This is a genomic window from Paenibacillus guangzhouensis, assembly GCF_009363075.1.
GTDB classification, from domain to species: domain Bacteria; phylum Bacillota; class Bacilli; order Paenibacillales; family Paenibacillaceae; genus Paenibacillus_K; species Paenibacillus_K guangzhouensis.
On record NZ_CP045293.1, the window covers coordinates 2423513 to 2441358 of the forward strand.

A 17846-nucleotide genomic window follows, 5' to 3' on the forward strand; every position below is an offset into this window, starting at 1 on the left:
GCAGCCCTAGACCCCTTACTTATTGGTTTCTTTCACAATCTCTTGCACACGATCGACCATAGCCGTCGCGTCTGCAAGTGTAACTCCGTTTTTCGGATTGAAGTTTCCTTCCGAGTCCAATTGCACGAATTTCAAAGCAAGCGCCGTCTGAATCGCGCCTTGGTATATGATACCAATTTTGTCATTATCCTTGATCTCTATCGGGATTAATTTCAACATCGGCAGCTTGCCTCCCGCTTGAAGCGTGTGGACCAGCAGGTACGTGAACGATTCGCGCGTCACGTCGGCCTTCGAATCGATCTTAATCTGCAGGTTCGTATCTCCGGCGGCTTTCTTGATTAATTCCGCGGCTTGTTCCACCGTGATAGTTTTGCTTACTCCGCCTTGCTCGGGTGCCGGGTGAGCTTTCAAGTATTTCACGGCTTTGCCCACGATATCGATCGCATCCTTACGAGTGATTCCGGCCTTAGGATTAAACTTGCCCTCTTGGTCTAATTGAACGAAGCCCAGGGCAATCGCTGTCTGAATGGCACCTTGGTTCAGGATATCGATGTTGTCGTTATCCTTGATCTCTGCTGGAACCAGTTTGAGTATTGGCAGCTGGCCGCTCGTTTGAAGCGTATGAACTAGCAGGTACGTGAACGACTCTCGGGTCACGACGGCTTTCGGATCGATCTTGATCTGCAGGTTTGCAGCTTCTCCGACAGCCCCTTTGATCAATTGCGCGGCTTGTTCCGCCGTGAGAGCTTCGCTCTCGCCGACCTGCTCCTGTGCGGAGTGAGCTTTCAGATAATTTAGCGCATTGCTAATTTCGATGGCCGCTTCAGCGCGGGTGATTTCTTTCTTAGGATGAAGCTTCCCGTTTTTATCCAGCTCGACGACGCCGTAGTTCAGGGCGCGCTGGATCGAACCGGCATAATCGACTTTGACTTGATCTTGGTCTTTGAATTCCACGACAACCGGCTTAATAATAGGCAGCTTACCGATAATTTCGATCGTATGAATGAGCTGGTGCGTGAAGGCTTCGCGCGTCAGCTTTTCATTCGGATTCAGATCGGAAGGCAGGTCCAGTCCGTTGACTGCTGCGATAATGAAAGCATTCGCGTACCAAGCGGAATCCTTAGCATTCTCATAATAATCGGAAGCCTTGGGCTCTTTAACGAAACGGACAAGGTCCAGATTCAACCCCAACGCGTTGACGAAAAACTGTACGCTCTCGGCCTGCGTGACGGTCTTGTTCGGAGCAAATAGTTCTGCAGTAATTCCCTTGATCAGGCCGCTGTCATACATGGCAATGATCTTGTCTTTGTCTTGCACGCTATTAATATCTTTAAAAGCGGCAGCAGAAGCGAAGTCTTGTCCGGCCAAGCTGAGTGCCAGGGCAACGGTTGCGGACAGGGTAATGATTTTGGACGGTTTTTTCATAAATATCACCTCTTGAAGTAGTGTGTTTGTCTAACTTGCCATCATTGACGTACCTCCGCTCAAAAAGGTTTCTCCGTTTACTACAAAAAATATCCATTTCATCTCCATTTGCTTGGAGCTGGTGAAGTTTAAGTATGGCGGTACGACTAACAGAAATAATGATTGCAGAATGGGCATTGGCGAATGCCCGCGGCCATGAACCAAAACTTAGAGGCTAACTCTTGTCCCTTTCACTCCATAATAAATGTACTCTTTCTCGAATAATAATTTCATAAATGGATAAAAGTTGAAATGTGAAATTGGTTGTGCTAGAATGCAACTAATTAACGTACGGGAGATGAGGAGAATAATGTAAAATTTCTTGCTTAAATTACGAATGATAAAACAAAACTGTTTTATTCTTTGTTAAGTAAGAAAGTTACTTATTCTCTTCACTCAAATAATATTACAATGTCTAATCCATTAATTAGGTTGGATTTTAGTTCTAGTTTATTTGAGCTACAAGAAAGGTAACTTTCTTGTAGCTCTTTATTTTTTCTATGGAGGGTTTTGACAATACGATAACATCTTCGAAAATGTTAGCTTTCATATCAATACGGATTGGAAATTAGGTTTTACTGGAAGTAAGAATACTTTTTATAGAGCATGATAACGAATTTTGTAAAAATACCGCCAGCAAGAACTGTAAATATATCTTTAGCTTTTTATCTTAGGAGGTTGAAATAGATGTTTGAAGTTGTAAATGTTCATGTGAACCGTTCATTGTCCGTCGGCACGGTTCACGATCAAACTAAACAGATGCCGGAGCATTATCCATCTATCGATAGATGCACGTAGCGTTCTAGCTGCAAGCTTCGTGGGTTTTCATATGGTTGGTTAATGTACATGTTAGGCACCTACAAAGGTTGCTAAAGGCATTTTCTCCGGCTCAAGAGGAGAAAAAACATGAAATCAACTTCGAAATACGAGATGATTCAAAACATATTGACAGAATTAAAACAACCTGCATATCGGTTTCAACAAATTGCAGACGCGATCTTTAAGCAAAAAATTGGTGAATATGACCGAATGACCATACTACCTAAAGCTATAAGAAACGAATTAATTATGAGGCTTGGCGAACATGTTTTGAACTTAACTCCTGTCATACAAAAGACATCCAGACAGGTGAATAAAGTACTTTTTGCCATTGAGGGCGGTGAACGCATAGAAGCAGTTCAACTAAGCTATGAGCGTGGCTGGAAATCATACTGCATTTCCAGTCAGTGCGGATGCGGATATGGTTGTAGCTTCTGTGCTACAGGTACAATTGGACTGAAACGAAATCTAACTGCTGATGAAATTACTGATCAATTGTTATACTTCCATTTAAATGGTGATGCCTTGGATAGTGTCTCGTTTATGGGCATGGGAGAGGCATTAGCCAATCCTAATATTTTCGACACGCTTAAGATTCTAACAGATCCACGAACTTTTGGATTGGGCCATCGAAGAATTACAGTTTCAACCATTGGAATTTTGCCGGGTATCGATCGTCTGACAAAAGAATTTCCACAGGTTAACCTGACCTTTTCACTGCACTCTCCGTTCGACGAACAGCGGAGCGAGTTAATGCCCATTAACAATCGGTTTCCGCTTAATGATGTCTTGAACAAGTTGGATCAGCATATTCGTGATACGGGTAGAAAAGTATATATTGCGTATATATTACTTCGGGGAGAAAATGATTCAAATGAGCATGCGGAAGCCATTGCTGCTTTGTTAAAGCACAGAGGTCCTTGGGAACATTTATATCACGTCAATTTGATCCCCTACAATTCAACTGACGTGACGCCTGATAGCTTTCATCAATCAGACAAAGAGCGGGTTCAAAAGTTTGTCAGTATCTTAAAGTCAAAGGGAATCAAAGTAACGGTGCGAACTCAATTCGGGACGGACATTGATGCAGCATGCGGTCAGCTATACGGACACAACAAGTAAGACTAAAGTAAAAAAAAAAATTCTATAAAGGAGAACAGATTTTGTCTCATAAGAATATTACAATCACCCATGTTCAATTCCATGCAAAGACAGATATTTGGTGATATTTGCATGGAATAACATGATCGCCAATCATGCTGGCTTTGCTACTTGAGATTTAACATTTATTCAAGGAGTGAGTCTACATGAGATATACCAACGCTAATGAAATTCTCCCAAAAGAATTGATTGAAAAATTGCAAGATTTTGTACAAGGTGAATACATCTACATTCCCGCAATAAAAGATCAACATAAAAATTGGGGAGAATTATCCGGTTTTCGTGAAAAGATTGATAAGCGAAATAGTGAAATAATACAAGCATATAAATCTGGTAATACGATTCAAGAACTTGCAGAATCTTACTACCTTTCTGTTTATGCGATCAGAAAAATAATTTATCACAAATAAAGATCGCTGAAATGTGATCCTAATTTGGACGAATTAAATACACTACGCGGTCAGAAGGATGATCCCTGTACTCACACGGGTCATCTTTTTTTAATGTCCTCTGATGAAGAAAGAAAAAGAGATTTGTTAATGGTTATACCAGACATTACAGAACCGTTTTGTATATAGTTTATGCGATCTCTATCTGTTACCTTTTTAACTATGGGCTCTTCTAAAATGTAGCAGGACAAATGGAGGTTAAAATAATGGATACCATTGTAAATATTCAACGAACGTTAATCAACAAGTTTTCTAATAATGAAGCTTTTAATGTGAGTATGGGACAGATAAAGTGAAAGTTGAGGATCTGGAGGAAAGAATAATGTTGAATGTTACTATTTTTAATATGGAAGGTAATCATGTTGGTGAAATGGAACTTGAAGAATCCATCTTCGGTATTATTCCCAATGAATCGGTTATGCATGATGCAGTAATAAACTATCTGGCAAATAAGCGCAGTGGAACACAATCTGCATTAACACGTGGTGAAGTTAGAGGCGGTGGCAGAAAACCGTATAAGCAGAATAAAATTGATAGATCTAGAGCAGGTTCGATTCGTATGCCTCATTGGCGTGGCGGAGGCGTTGTGTTTGCGCCTAAACCTCGCGACTACAGCTACAAACTCAACAAAAAGGTTAAACAGCTTGCAATAAAATCTGCATTATCTAGCAAAGTACAGAACAAAGAAATCATTGTCGTCGACGAGATCAAGTTAGAGAATTACAGAACAAAGTCTATAGTAGCTATGCTTCATGCTCTTGGGGCAGATAAAAAGGTACTGATTGTTATCCCTTCGATTAATAACTTTGTTATTAAGAGCGCCAATAACATACCTGGTGTAGAAACCGCCGTAGCTGATTCCATTAATATATACAATGTTCTGAATTGTGATAAATTGATAATCGCTAAAGAAGCTATCACTATGATTACGGAAATACACTCTTAAAAAAAGGCATCAAGCGGAGGAAGATCATTAGGATCACTACAAAAAAAATCTGATCGGCTGTAAGCTTATCCAGTTTGATTACCACATCTCTCTGGTTGACCATTATGAGGAGGTATGAAGCATGAGAACAGATTTTATTTTCGACATTTTGAAGAATCGTCACAATCAATTGGTTGAGCTGGTAGCCCAGTGTCCGGCGGACAAGCGAAATCTTGTGCTGGATGGCTTCAAGAACAGCATTCATTGGCACATTGGTCATGTGCTTACTGTGACAGAGTTCCATGTATTCGGCCTTTCGGAATTCGCACTGAATAAGAAGCTTCCTGCAAGCTACCAGGACTTTTTCGCCTATGGAACGAAGCCCGGAGACTGGCAGGGCGAACCACCTACATGGGATGTGCTGATTGACCAATTAAGGAAGCAGCCGGACGAGATCCGGGAATTGCTGGAGAGCAAGTTGGACGTACCGGTAAAAGAAAACTTTTTGAAGGCCGAGACTTTTGGCGAGCTGATTGTCTCCACGGTACTGCATGAAACCGATCATATCGGCTTTGTCTCCGCCATGCTGAAGTCATTGAAATAATCGATCTGATTCATGACAGCAGTTCAAAGGTTACTTTGGACTGCTGTTTTTGATCATCCGATTTCATCAGCGTGTACGATTTACTGCATTTGGGCAGGGGCTATAAGGGACTTTACGGGGGGATAATCATGAAAACAAAGACAAAACCAAGTACAAGACAATGGCGGTTCACCATCCGGAATAAATTACTGGTCATCTCGCTCGCAATCCTAATCATTCCCACATTGTTGGTAGGAAGCATGAGCATCTGGGTTTCAGCCCGTGAAAGCGACCTGCAGATGGAGACCAACCTCAGAAACACGGTTCATATGGCTGCGGAGCTTATCGTTTCGTTCGAGGATGCCGTCAAGAAAGGCGCATTACGCAAGGAAGAGGCTCAGGAGAAGATGAAGCAGCTGCTTCTCGGGGCAAAGCAGGCGGATGGTACACGGACAATCAATACAAATATAAATATTGGCGAGCACGGGTATTTTTTTGTTCTAAACGACCAAGGTGATCTGGTTGCTCACCCAACACAGGAAGGGGAGAAATTTTGGAACAAGCAGACAAGTGATGGCTTTCATCATATCCGGGATATGCTCCAGAAGGGGCAGCAGCCAGGCGGCGGAGTTACCGTATACAGGTGGCCGCTTCCAGACTCGAAAGCAGACGCTATGAAAATAGCCTATTCGCTAAGGGACCCAAACTGGGGATGGACGATTGTAGCTGGCTCCTACATCAAGGATTATAACACTGGACAGCAACATATTGTGCAGAGCACAGTGTATACGCTGCTAGGCTGCATTATAATCGGCGGAATATTCGTTATCCTGCTTGCGATGCGTCTAACCAGACCGCTTGTCCAGTTGACGCAGCAGGCCAAACAGGTCGCCGCAGGCGACTTGTCACAAAGAGTGATTGCCATACATGGCCGGGATGAAATTGACGACCTGTATACCTCCTTCCAGACCATGCATAACCGATTAAGAGAGCTCACGCAGGGGCTGCTTTCCCATGCTGACGCCCTGTCATCGGCCTCCCGTGACTTGTCCGTTACCTTCGGGGAGACGACAGCGGCTACAAACCAAATTTCCGTATCAGCACAGGAAGTGGCCTTGAGTAATGAAACACAAAAAAGAAGCCTGCAGGAGAGCACTCATGCTATGGATTGGCTGTCAGTCAGCGCACATCGCATCGCATCCACCTCATCGACAGCCTTTGAAGCTTCACAGGCTACCTTAAGCCATGCCGAAAATGGAAATAGGCTGATCACACAGTCAGCAGAACAAATGCTTGCCGTATCCACAACGGTAGGAGACCTCTCACTGATCGTCAATCAGCTGAACGAGCGGTCGCATCAGATAGGCGAGATCATTGATGCAATGACGACCATTTCATCGCAAACCAATCTGCTGGCGCTGAATGCAGCGATCGAGGCTGCACGAGCTGGCGAGGAGGGCAAAGGATTTGCAGTCGTTGCAGATGAGATCAGAAAGTTGGCGGAGCTCTCCAGGAAATCCGCCATGGAAGTCACTGAGCTGATTCAGGCAACTCTCACCGATATTAAAAAAGCCGCCACTGCTATGGATCAAGGCGAGCACGAGGTGCAGGCTGGTGTTGATTCCATTCGGCGCTCAGGTGAGACGTTTCAAAGAATTCTGCTCGCAACACGCAGCGCCGTGTATCACGTACAGGAGACCTCTGCTGCGGCTGAACAAATATTCGCAAGCTCCCAAGAGTTCAATGCTTCCCTGCAGGAGATCGATCACATGGCGCTTCGATCCAACGATCTGGCACAGGCAATTTCAACCGCCACGGCCGGACAGCTCACAGCCATGGAAGAAATCTCTGCATCGGCGGACTCGATGAGCCGGATATCCGAAGAAATGCTTCTACTCGTGAAGCAGTTCAAGCTGTAGACTTGCAACTGTGAGGAAGCCAAACGATGATCTCTAGCGTCTCCAAGTCCATCCATTTTCCGGTGATGAATGAACGGCCGAACGAAGACAAGCCATGCTCCAGTATTGATTACTGGGCATGGCTTGCTTGCTAGTATAATTCCTTGTATTTTCCTGGCGTAATTCCTTGCATTTCCCTGGCATAATACGTTCGCATTTTTTAAATATTCGGATTTTTGTATCCTCTGAAGAAAAAATTTGTCCACATGCAGCCCGACGCAGGCTCGTTTCCGGCGTGCATTTGGACTGGTCAATCTGAACATCCACGGAAGGCCGCAGCGATAAAAGTTCCTCCAAAATAGCCAGCGTATCTTTAAGACCCTCGCTCCATTTTGACTCATTAAGCAGATCATGATAAAGGGAATGATTCAAGCCGCGGTATCCCCATTCCTGTTCAATCGATGCGAGTCCGTCTGTTGTACAGCGGACACCGCGTTCCTGCACGAGCGCCCCCGCTTTAATTAATTCCCGTTTGATTGCCGCAGCCACAGGGGTAGGGAGTAGCGTTTTGCGTGCTAACTCTTTCGTTGAAATACCCGGGTTCAAGTAGCATTCGAGTAGTAGTTGCTCGATCACCTGTGGTCCTTCTTGCAGCCGGATATGCTGACTTGCTTGTTCAATATACGTATTCACACAATCCCTCCTAAAAACTGTAAATTCACCACAATAAAAATACAAAAAGGGCAGGAATGAACATACGTCATCCCTGCCCTTTTTGAACACTACCTAAATTTACACCGCAAAAAACAAAAAACCGCGCTGAAGACAGCACGGATTGTGGGTGCATAACAATAGGCAGCACTAAGGCTTTGATTATTATCCGCTGTTCTTAACTAATTCCGAAGCCTTCAAAATGCCCGTCAAAAAAAACCATGCTATATCAGCAATTGGTCCCTAGGACTGTTGAAAACTTCAAGTATGGAATTTGGTTAGTTAAGAACTACCGCCAACATCAACATTTCTCCCTTAGTAAATATTACTATATATTACTATACACGTTTACTAGAGTCAAGTTGATCAGTGCGGGCTAAAAATTATATTGAAATTCGCACTTGACTTGAGCCAAAAGAATGGCTGTCGATACTTTCGCGACAGCCCTGACAAGGAACCAAATGCGGTTCCTTGTTTTATTTATATTCCATAACCCAGTACTTCTCTTCTCCCGGACGGCCTTCCTCAACAACCTTCTTCCATCCGTTGCGTTCATAAAATGACAATGCCTTATAATTTTTAGATACGCATTTTAATCGCATCGGTTTATTCATTTGAACGTCAGCTGCTTGCAGCAAACGACTGCCGACTCCTTTCCCTGAGCAATCCGGGTGAACAAAAAGATTATGAATGAAGTTATCCGGCAAAAACAAGGAGGTAAAGCCCATAAGGATACCGGCCTCTTCTGCTACGATGATGAATTCGCCCTCCGTATGCTTGTCGAAATCCTCCAAAGTCATTTCATTAATATTGTCCCATACGAAGGTATTGTGCCGTGATTCGAGGTACAGCTTTCTTAGTTCAGGATAATCCCCTTCATGAGCCTCTCTAATATTCAATTGCTCACTCCCTCTGCACTGAAGTTTTGATGTGAGGTATGCCCCTTTTCAAATATTCACCATTAATACCCAACTATCCTGCACGTTAACAAAACAGATATCACTATTTCCAGGTCTATAGTTTCCACTTGCTAATGAGCCAATCACTACAACAGCTTTTAAGTTTCTTCCAGTAATTTTCCCGTTAGTTGAACGGTGGCTCCAATTTGAGCGAATCGAGCATGACTTTTGGCATAGCTTATGAGATTCGTCATGCGCAGCAGGCCCAAGGTGATGCTTTTATTGCGTCCGATTCATGACGTTCAACAGATTCGGCCGTCTGTTATTCTTGGTAAGATCAAAGGGCAAGAACAAGGGGAAGTCGGCAGCGAATCTCCTAATAAACTCAAGAATCGATAGGAGAGTGGACGTGATAGCGGAGAAAAAAATCGGTTTGGCGTTGCGGATCGTGACGGTGTCGCTCCTGCTGACGCTGGTGGTCGGATCTTTCTTTGAACTCAACTGCTTCTTGAATTATTGAACGCGCATGCGGAGGCAATGGATTCCTCAGAGGTGAAGGCTTGTGAACTTGAAACGATTCGTGCTTCCTGTCAGGTTGAGTGCCGTGGATTGTTTGCCGCATAGGGTTCCATCACAAACACGATACTACGGAGACGAAAGGTATGAGTAACAAGGTGAATCGACTCACCGACTTATGAGAAGGTGCCTACCGGGAAAGACAAGCCATCTAGAAGTGGCGCAGTCGAGGGCTCAACACGATACCATAGCTGTCTAATGCTGTTAAACTTGCTGTGAATAAAAAAACAAAACCATTGTTCGAGTCCGAACGATGGTTTTGTTTTTTATTTAATTGGAACTTCACCGTATTTGTCGGTTAGGGATTCTTTCATCGCGTGGCTGCAGTAAGCGCTTCGACATAAGCTAGGCCGAGTTTGGACATGGACGTATTCCGATGGGCAATCCAGCCAACATTGATCGTCTCCTCACAATCTAGCGGCACGGGAATGATCTCGTTCCCGTTCAGATCTTTACTTAGTACCCCTGTCGAAATGGTATACCCATTCAGACCGATTAATAGATTGAACAACGTCGCACGATCATTGACGCGAATACTCTTCTTATGCGACATGGTGCTTAGAATTTCTTCCGAGAAATGAAACGAATTGTATTCCCCCTGATCAAACGACAAATACGGGTAGTGTTGAAGTTCATCAATTGTTACCATCGACTGCTTGGCAAGCGGATTCTTAATGCTGATAAAAATATGCGGCTTCGCGACAAACAAACTATGAAACTCTAAATTGGCGCTTTTGAGCAGCTTATTGATGACTTTCCCATTAAACTCATTCACATATAAAATTCCGATTTCACTGCGCATGTTCTTGACGTCTTCGATAATCTCATACGTCTTCGTCTCGCGCAGCGCCAGCTCATATTCATCATGACCGTACTGCTCGACCAGACTTACGAAAGCATTGACCGCAAAGGCATAGTGCTGTGTCGATACCGAGAAATGCTGCGGAGAAGGCTTCGCGTTCAAATATCGGCTCTCGAGCAGTTCCGCTTGTTCGACGACTTGCCTTGCGTAGCTAAGAAATTCTACCCCTTCTTTGGACAGCGAGATGCCTTTATTGGATCGATCAAAGATCGCAATCTGCAATTCTTCTTCCAAGTCTTTAATCGCATTCGATAGACTGGGTTGAGAGATGAACAACCGCTTGGCTGCTTCATTGATAGAGCCGCGGTTAGCCACCTCGATTACATATTTCAACTGCTGTAGTGTCAATCCGATTCCCCCCTTCTACTAGATCATAACTCGTTTCCCCTTGATTCGTATAGTTAGATGTTCGGCTACCTACTTCATTTCCTGTGTGCTCAATAACTGCAGCATAAACGGCTTTAAATCGATTATTCGCAAATGTTCAGGTTTCTTGTCCGTCCCGCAGATGATGAGCGGTACCAGCGATTCTTCATGACGAAGCGAACCATGTCCGCCTCCGCCTTTATGCGTCGGTGAGCTTCGATCAGCCAGTTCATAGCCCGGCTTCGCCCCAACGACAAGGAATTCGCCTGGATGGGAATGAAGCGCACCGCTCAATCGCATGAGTGCATCTGGGTATTGTCCATAATTCAAGGTATGGTGTTCCTGGTCTACTCGCAAGTCCAGCACATCCAAATCTCCTTCCACAGTCCATGGCTGCTGGTAGGGATCCATAAGATGTCCGTCAGCTGTATACCTTAATTCTTTGACTGTGCCGCCTTGCTTGACGATCATCCCCTGTGGTTCACGCCATGCAACATAATCGATGCGCGGATCAAGAGCGATCTCATCCGCCAAATTTCGGAGTGAATATCGCTGTTTGAGGTTATACACGTAGGCCATCGTCTCGTTTACGGCAAGCACAATCTCCGTATCATCCATTACAGACTTCCCCGGTTGCAGTACGCGGTGATGCCTTAAGAGATCTGGCAGTTCGATAACCGGATGTTCGCTGGCAGGGAGAATTTGAGTCATACCGCTATCTCCCGCAATGATGATCACGGCTTGATCCAACATTTCTTTCGGAGAACCGAACGCTTGCAGCATAGAATGAAGTTGTTGATCTACAGCCTTGATCTCTTTTACATCCTTCATATTCGCTGGGCCCTTCTGATGCAGCTCATGGTCAATATCTGGCAAATATACGAATGAAAAATCGGGGAGTGCCTTGGTTCTGATCAGATAATTCAACGACTCGATTGCATACGCATTATTCATGCCCAGCCGGTGCAGTAGACTCTTAGACAACTTCGCTTTATCTTGTAACGGATCCGACAGAGCACCCAATGCCAAATATTCCGGACCAAAAACACTGATCTCTCCTGGGAGGGAGGTTAGGTCTTGAGCCCATGAAGGAATCGTTAGCTTGTGCATACTTCTCCCCCGATAGATCATCCCGTTAATGGATGCCGAACGTAATCCACGACTTGCTAACTCTTCGTAGAGGGTCGGTAGTCGCGGATTTAGATGCGAGCCATTCAGATGAACCAGGCCGTCCAATATCACCTTCTCCATCCCTTGCTTCATGATTTCCATCGGTCCGGTTCCATAGTTAATTAGCTTCTTGCTGTCCGTAGAAAACCATGTAAGTCCCGGCACGTGGTGTCCATTCGGATAACTTCCTGTAAGAAGTGAGCTGTCAATTGATACCGACATCGTCGGATAAGAACTCACCATATTCTTGTAATACTGACCTTGTTCAATCAGATATTGCAATGTCGGAAGCTCCTGGCGTTGTATACCTTGATCAATGGCTTGTGCCATTAGCGAATCAACCAGGATAAAGATCACTTTCTTCGATGTATGCTGCTGCGCTGTATGTAAATGTACAAGATCTTGTTCGGTTGACTTCGGCTGCTCATGCAGCGGCCGACAGCCCCACATCATCAGTAGTAATAGCATAATCGTTAAACACGATGTTAGTCGTTTTCGCATGTTATACCCCCTAGCCTATTCTTTATGGCATATTGTGTCAGCTTACGAACATCGTTATACATTTCACTCTCTTCATGAAAAAACCGCAACGCGATGCGCGCTGCGGTAACGGTTATTTATTTAATTGGCATTACCAGTTTATTCACTACTTTACCTGTGGCTTGATCGATTTCGAATAACTCGAACGTGAGCGGTTTATTCCCTTGCAACTTGTTCATCGGAATGCTTACTTGCTGCGAGAATGTTCCCCATTCCGGGCCGCCCATGGATGCTTTTCCATAGCCTTTGGCTAATGTCTTGCCGTCTTGCTTCACAGCATATTGGTACGTGCCTTCAAATACGCTTGCTTCACCTTTTACGGTAAAGGTAACGACAGGTGAAGAAGTTTCTACTTTACGGAATACTTTATTTTCATTCGTTAGTTCGGCTTGTTTCATTTGGATCGTCTTCTTATTGACAATTTTGCCAGTTGCTTGGTCTACTTCGTATAGTTCTAAGAACATTGGCTTATTGCTTACTACCTTACTGCTTGGAATCGAGATTTGTTGCGTGAATGTACCCCATTCCGGTGCACCGAAGGATGCGGTTCCGAAGCCTTTCACGAGAACCTTGCTATCTTGTTTGACAGCATAATGATAGGTTCCTTCGTGCACTTGAGCTTCCCCTTTAACGCTGTAAGTTACCTTGGATTCCGAGAGCTTCATGTTACGGAACACCTTATTTTTAGCAGATTTATCGGACTTATTCAGCGGAACCGTAATGTTATTTACTTGTTTGCCCGTTGCGGAATCGATTTCGTACATTTCAGCGGTTAAGCCTTTGTTACCTGCTAACTTATTGCTGGAAATGGAGATCTGTTGGTTGATCTTCCCCCATTCTGGTGCACCCATGGATGCTGTCCCGAAGCCTTTCGCAAGAATCTTTCCATTCTGCTTCAACGTGTAATGATATGTGCCTTCATGGACTTGTGCATCACCTTTAATCGTGTATGTGACGGTGGACTCAGACAATTTGACGTTGCGGAACGTTTGCTCCTTCACCTGCTGCTGCATGAGATCAGTAGGCTGCTGTGCCCAAATGGTGCCCACAGAACCTGCGATTGCTGTACCTGCTAATAGTGTTGCTGCTGTAAATAATGCAATGGTTTGTTTTTTCATAACGATATAGTCTCCCTTGTGAGTAAATGTTGTGTGTCATTTTGTTGTAGCTTCATGAAGTTTACATGCGTTAGACGGCGGTTGTGCAGAAAAAGTCTCAACGAGATATAGGTAATAATTCCCTACACAAAATAAAGACACCTCCACCCCTTCATGGGTAGAGATGTCATAAAATGATGGATACGCTACATCACATTATTACGCCGAAATTACGTCAAAATCTTGCCTGCAACCGTCGCGAGGTCGGTAATATCAATTTTACCGTCACCATTCATATCGGCCCGTTTCGCTTGCTGCCAATCTGGACTGCTCGTATTCTTCCCATAGTGGGAAGCAACAATTGCAAGATCGCCAATCGTCACTTTGCCATCGCCGTTGACATCTGGTGATTGCTCTGGATTAACGGTCGGCATTACCTCGATCTCTGTCTCGGAAGCGGTAGCCTCCACCTCACTCCCCTGGTCGTCTGCAAGGATCGCATTCGAGACAGTTAACTTCCCTTTCTCTGTTTCCGTGACTTCCTTCGCCTTGAACGTTAGCTCGATGACCTTGGTGGTGTTCGTAATGCCATGATCAGCGCCTTGGCTTGCAATGATTAGTCGGAGCGTTCCAGCCGGTTCTTGCTTCGCTTCCACGACACTCACCCCATCAACCAAGGATGCATGGCTCACGAATTCGAAGCGATCAGCATCATATTGAAGCCGCATATCTTGAGCGTAGACGGACTGGCTAACGCGATCGAGTCCTAATTGTACATTGAACGTTTTCCCTGACTGGATTTCTGTCGGACCGTTCAATGTCGTTGCTGGACTCGTGACTTTTGGGAACGGTATATATTCAAATGCATCAATCATTGCAATCGTATCGAGGGAAGATGTATTTTTTACCCCTTTGACGACAATTTTGATTGTATGCGTTCCTCGTGCTAACCCTGATTTTTGGAACAGGATCTGTTGTTTGTTCGTTGAAGGCGCATATCCATCCGTGTCCTCAGCCACACGTTCCCCATCAAGATACACGTCGAACTTCCCGTGGTTACGTTGTATGGCGCTAATGAATTTAATCTCTGATCCTTCGAAAGTCAAAGAAGCCGATGCATTCGCTGCATTGCTGTATGTTTCAGTTCCTTGATAATCGCCGCCATCCTCATAGTGGTTCCATGTGCCGGTATACACGATGTGTGGATCTCGATCATCGACCTTAATCGGCTTCACAGGCTCCTCAGGTAATTTCGTATTGATCACGATCCGGTATTGTTCCCCTGCAGTTGTCGCAAATTGAATCGTATCTTGATTAGCGGTATGTGTAATTGTCTTGCCATCACGGACACGCATAACCTTAATCACCTCATGCTGCGTAAAGGCCTTGTTCCGGATCTTCGCAGGATTGCCTTGCTTAGACGTAATGACAGCACCTGTTAACGTCGATGCTTGCCAATTCATCGTCACATCGAAAGCTCCTCTTGCGACCAGACCTTTTACGCTTCCTTTCGCCCATGCGTCAGGCAATGCCGGTAAAAGATCGATGCGGTCCGTATGACTCTGAAGCAGCATCTCCGCGATGCCGGACGTCGCGCCAAAGTTGCCGTCAATCTGGAACGGTGGATGCGTATCGAATAAATTGTCGAGCGTGCTGCCTTTCAATTGCTCCCCTAACAGCTTGTGAGCTCGGTTGCCGTCCAGCAGTCGTGCCCATAAGTTGATCTTATTCGCTTTACTCCAACCGGTTCCGCCATCCCCGCGAGCGTTCAGCGTTACTCGCGCCGCCGCGAACAAATCCGGGGTATCTACGTTATTGATCAATGTCCCTGGATAGAGTCCGACTAAATTCGAGATATGGCGATGCTGGTTGTTCGGATCGTCGATATCATTTTTCCACTCTTGCACTTGACCCCAACGGCCGATTTTCGGCATCGACAGCTTGCTGCGCATCGTGCTGACCTGTGCACGAAGATCTTGATCCACGCCAAGCGTCTCACTGGCTTTCATGAATTGTGTGAACAGCTCCCAGACTAATTCTTGATCATAAGCTACGCCAATTCCGACATCGCCTTGCTCTGGCGAATACGATGGGGACGACACCAGGGTTCCGTCCGTATCTTCCACGAGATACTGTACCCAGAACTGCGTTGCTTCCTTAATGATGTCGTAGATCTTGTCGCGCAGCAGGTCTTTGTCACCGCTAAATGCGTAATGATCCCATGCTTGCTGCACCATAAACGCGTTCGCTGCTGGCGACCATCCCCAGTAGAAATCGGATCCTGGCGCCGTGTAACCGAACGGATTGTTAACCGTATGAATGACCCAACCTTCGCCTTGAATGCCATGATGTCTCTTCGCTGTCTCCCGTCCCGGCTCACGTAAAGAATCGATGTAATCGATATAAGGAATATCCGTCTCCGCAAGATTGACCACCTCGGACGGCCAATAGTTCATTTGTACATTGATATTGGTATGATAATCACTATTCCAAGGCGGATTATTGACTTGATTCCATATCCCTTGCAGATTCGCTGGGAGAGCTCCTTCCCGTGAGGAAGCAATTAACAAGTACCGTCCGTATTGAAAGAACATTGCTTCAAGTTGACGCTTCTCTGCGTCGGTTGCGTTAGTCTTATATTTCGCCAAGAGTTCATTCGTTGGAAGCGGTGACACCTCCCCACCTAGATCAAGCGACACACGTTCGAACAGATTCGTATAGTCCGCGACATGCGCAGCTCTTAGCTGCTGATATGTTTTCGCCGTCGCCTGATTCATATAGGCTTGAACGATTTCCTTCGGCGTTTTATCTCCGCGGTAGGTTGGATACTTATTCGCATAATTCGTTGCAGCTGATAACAGAATCGTGACAGCGCTTGTATTGCTAACCGATAGTTTGCCCGCATTCGCTGTGACGGTGCCCCCTTCGTTCAATACCTTCAGCTGTGACTCGTACGCCATTTTATTGCTGGGGACAAGCCCGCTTAACACCAGGGTGTTGCTTCCTTCTGTCACAACCGAATTCGAAGGCTGTGCGCCAGTAACTCGTACATCAAAGTTTAATGGCGATTGATTCTCTGTCGTAACGCGCATGACCATCACTTTATCCGGATAACTTACGAAAAATTCACGATGATAACGCACGCCATCGCGCGTATAGGCGACTTTCGCCGTGCCATCAACGAGATTCAGCTCCCGCCGATAGTCCGTCACTAGTTTGTTCTCTCCTGCCGGGCCAGCAAAGCTCACCTCCGACATTTGAATCTGCGTACCGCCCTTGCTAACTAGATCAAACTTGAAGAACTTATACGCCGTCTGATTGTTGAACGTATAGGATTTCTTCATCTTCCGTGAAGCGAATTCCTCATTCGACCGCGTGTCGAGCATGGTCCATTGCTGTCCATCATTGGAGCCTTTGAGCGTCCAATACTTCGGATCGCGAGCAGGCACATCATTAGCAGAGGTGAAGGAATACCCGGTAATCACTCTCGGTTCGCTATATTCCCATTGCAACCAAAATGGCGGGGAACCGTCGCCTGAATACCATTTGGTATCCACCGACCCGTCCATCAGGTTCTCGACGCCTTCACCATAGGGCTTCTGGTCTGAGCTAGCTGTTAATTTGTAAGTAGCCTGCTTATCGAAGTCCAGATAGACATCCCCAAAGGCTTGATAAGCGCCAAAAGCAGAATCGTTCGCGCCCATGTCGCCTGTAATTTTGCCAAGTAGAGCCTTAGCTTCATTGATCTTTCCGCTCTTGAGCAATTGTCTGATTGTATCAACGTGAACCTGCGCGCCATCTTTAATCCCATATTGATAATTCGGATCCGAGCCAGGCCCGCCGCTCCATAATGTCTTCTCATTAAATTGAATGTGCTCTTGCTCTACCCCGCCGAACACCATGCCACCCAAATGTCCATTACCGATCGGAAGGGCCTGCGTCTCCCACTGCGTGGCGGGTTTGTTATACCAGAGCGATAAGTTATCATTGACGGTTGCTGCAGCAGCAGATGCATAAGCCTTCGAGCCTCGTCCCTCAGCGTCGGGATGGATCCAGCTCGTAAGTACCGAATACATCATGACCAAAGATAATACGGCCGCAATTCTTGCGATACGCTTTGTTGCATGAATGTGTATACTCATTTCATCGATACTCCTTTATTGTTCATCTCTCTGCCTTATTCGTCGTGTCGATACCTTATTTCATGTTCAGGGGTTCCATTCTTCGTATGTACGGTGTCGCATCACCTCCTGCAATCCTCAGTTTGTTTTCATTATAAGTGCTCAAAATAGCAATAAAAATAGATTTTTCTCCTCTGAAAGATTG

The 17846-nt window shown here is 45.4% G+C and carries 12 protein-coding genes and 1 pseudogene; 6 read left to right on the forward strand and 7 right to left on the reverse strand.

All coding sequences use genetic code 11. The features are described from left to right. Positions 1 to 15: 15 nt before the first annotated feature. Positions 16 to 1425, reverse strand: a complete 1410-nt coding sequence (locus GCU39_RS10720; protein WP_152393495.1) for an S-layer homology domain-containing protein — start codon at positions 1423 to 1425, stop codon at positions 16 to 18. A 945-nt stretch (positions 1426 to 2370) separates the two neighbouring features. Between GCU39_RS10720 and GCU39_RS10725 the strand changes: the two genes are divergently transcribed. From GCU39_RS10725 to GCU39_RS10745, 5 genes are all read left to right on the forward strand, one after another. Continuing rightward, positions 2371 to 3405: a Cfr family 23S rRNA (adenine(2503)-C(8))-methyltransferase gene (locus GCU39_RS10725; RefSeq protein ID WP_152393496.1), complete on the forward strand. Its 1035-nt coding sequence runs from the start codon at positions 2371 to 2373 to the stop codon at positions 3403 to 3405. Between the two features lie 185 nt (positions 3406 to 3590). After that, positions 3591 to 3854 carry a CD3324 family protein gene (locus tag GCU39_RS10730; RefSeq protein ID WP_152393497.1) on the forward strand — a complete coding sequence of 88 codons (264 nt, stop codon included), beginning with the start codon at positions 3591 to 3593 and terminating at the stop codon, positions 3852 to 3854. Between the two features lie 361 nt (positions 3855 to 4215). Then, complete coding sequence (rplD, locus tag GCU39_RS10735; RefSeq protein ID WP_152393498.1) at positions 4216 to 4839, forward strand: 50S ribosomal protein L4; 624 nt, start codon at positions 4216 to 4218, stop codon at positions 4837 to 4839. A gap of 121 nt (positions 4840 to 4960) precedes the next feature. Then, entirely contained in the window at positions 4961 to 5422 is a 462-nt protein-coding gene (locus tag GCU39_RS10740) for a DinB family protein (RefSeq protein ID WP_152393499.1), read from the forward strand. 128 nt (positions 5423 to 5550) lie between these two features. Next, a complete protein-coding gene (locus GCU39_RS10745; RefSeq protein WP_152393500.1) occupies positions 5551 to 7320 on the forward strand; it encodes a methyl-accepting chemotaxis protein in 1770 nt (589 codons plus the stop codon). Between the two features lie 249 nt (positions 7321 to 7569). Here GCU39_RS10745 and GCU39_RS10750 read toward each other — a convergent pair. Then, positions 7570 to 7992, reverse strand: a pseudogene (locus GCU39_RS10750) (bis-aminopropyl spermidine synthase family protein); the annotation flags it as partial. Positions 7993 to 8486: 494 nt separating this feature from the next. Further along, positions 8487 to 8909, reverse strand: coding sequence for a GNAT family N-acetyltransferase (locus tag GCU39_RS10755; protein WP_152393501.1), 423 nt, complete (start codon positions 8907 to 8909; stop codon positions 8487 to 8489). A 273-nt stretch (positions 8910 to 9182) separates the two neighbouring features. On the opposite strand from GCU39_RS10755, the gene GCU39_RS32265 reads away from it, so the two are divergent. After that, positions 9183 to 9308 carry a hypothetical protein gene (locus GCU39_RS32265; RefSeq protein WP_265333512.1) on the forward strand — a complete coding sequence of 42 codons (126 nt, stop codon included), beginning with the start codon at positions 9183 to 9185 and terminating at the stop codon, positions 9306 to 9308. Positions 9309 to 9795: 487 nt separating this feature from the next. On the opposite strand, the gene GCU39_RS10760 is transcribed toward GCU39_RS32265, so the two are convergent. The 4 genes from GCU39_RS10760 to GCU39_RS10775 all read right to left on the reverse strand — a co-directional run bounded on the left by GCU39_RS10760 (position 9796) and on the right by GCU39_RS10775 (position 17662). Then, positions 9796 to 10695 (reverse strand): LysR family transcriptional regulator, encoded by a 900-nt coding sequence (locus GCU39_RS10760; RefSeq protein ID WP_152393502.1) that lies wholly within the window; start codon positions 10693 to 10695, stop codon positions 9796 to 9798. 69 nt (positions 10696 to 10764) lie between these two features. Continuing rightward, a complete protein-coding gene (locus GCU39_RS10765) occupies positions 10765 to 12384 on the reverse strand; it encodes an alkaline phosphatase family protein (RefSeq protein ID WP_152393503.1) in 1620 nt (539 codons plus the stop codon). A 116-nt stretch (positions 12385 to 12500) separates the two neighbouring features. After that, positions 12501 to 13541, reverse strand: a complete 1041-nt coding sequence (locus GCU39_RS10770; RefSeq protein WP_152393504.1) for a Gmad2 immunoglobulin-like domain-containing protein — start codon at positions 13539 to 13541, stop codon at positions 12501 to 12503. Between the two features lie 209 nt (positions 13542 to 13750). Next, the gene (locus GCU39_RS10775) at positions 13751 to 17662 is read right to left on the reverse strand and encodes a glycosyl hydrolase family 95 catalytic domain-containing protein (protein ID WP_152393505.1); all 3912 of its coding nucleotides are present in this window, start codon (positions 17660 to 17662) and stop codon (positions 13751 to 13753) included. Positions 17663 to 17846: the final 184 nt, after the last annotated feature.

What these genes read in the sequence shown, in the direction of transcription:
- GCU39_RS32265 (WP_265333512.1), top strand. Translation starts at nt 9,183, where the DNA reads ATGCTTTTATTGCGTCCGATTCATGACGTTCAACAGATTCGGCCGTCT.
- GCU39_RS10740 (WP_152393499.1), top strand. Translation starts at nt 4,961, where the DNA reads ATGAGAACAGATTTTATTTTCGACATTTTGAAGAATCGTCACAATCAA.
- GCU39_RS10720 (WP_152393495.1), bottom strand. Translation starts at nt 1,425, where the DNA reads ATGAAAAAACCGTCCAAAATCATTACCCTGTCCGCAACCGTTGCCCTG.
- GCU39_RS10745 (WP_152393500.1), top strand. Translation starts at nt 5,551, where the DNA reads ATGAAAACAAAGACAAAACCAAGTACAAGACAATGGCGGTTCACCATC.
- GCU39_RS10775 (WP_152393505.1), bottom strand. Translation starts at nt 17,662, where the DNA reads ATGAGTATACACATTCATGCAACAAAGCGTATCGCAAGAATTGCGGCC.
- GCU39_RS10770 (WP_152393504.1), bottom strand. Translation starts at nt 13,541, where the DNA reads ATGAAAAAACAAACCATTGCATTATTTACAGCAGCAACACTATTAGCA.
- GCU39_RS10765 (WP_152393503.1), bottom strand. Translation starts at nt 12,384, where the DNA reads ATGCGAAAACGACTAACATCGTGTTTAACGATTATGCTATTACTACTG.
- rplD (WP_152393498.1), top strand. Translation starts at nt 4,216, where the DNA reads ATGTTGAATGTTACTATTTTTAATATGGAAGGTAATCATGTTGGTGAA.
- GCU39_RS10730 (WP_152393497.1), top strand. Translation starts at nt 3,591, where the DNA reads ATGAGATATACCAACGCTAATGAAATTCTCCCAAAAGAATTGATTGAA.
- GCU39_RS10725 (WP_152393496.1), top strand. Translation starts at nt 2,371, where the DNA reads ATGAAATCAACTTCGAAATACGAGATGATTCAAAACATATTGACAGAA.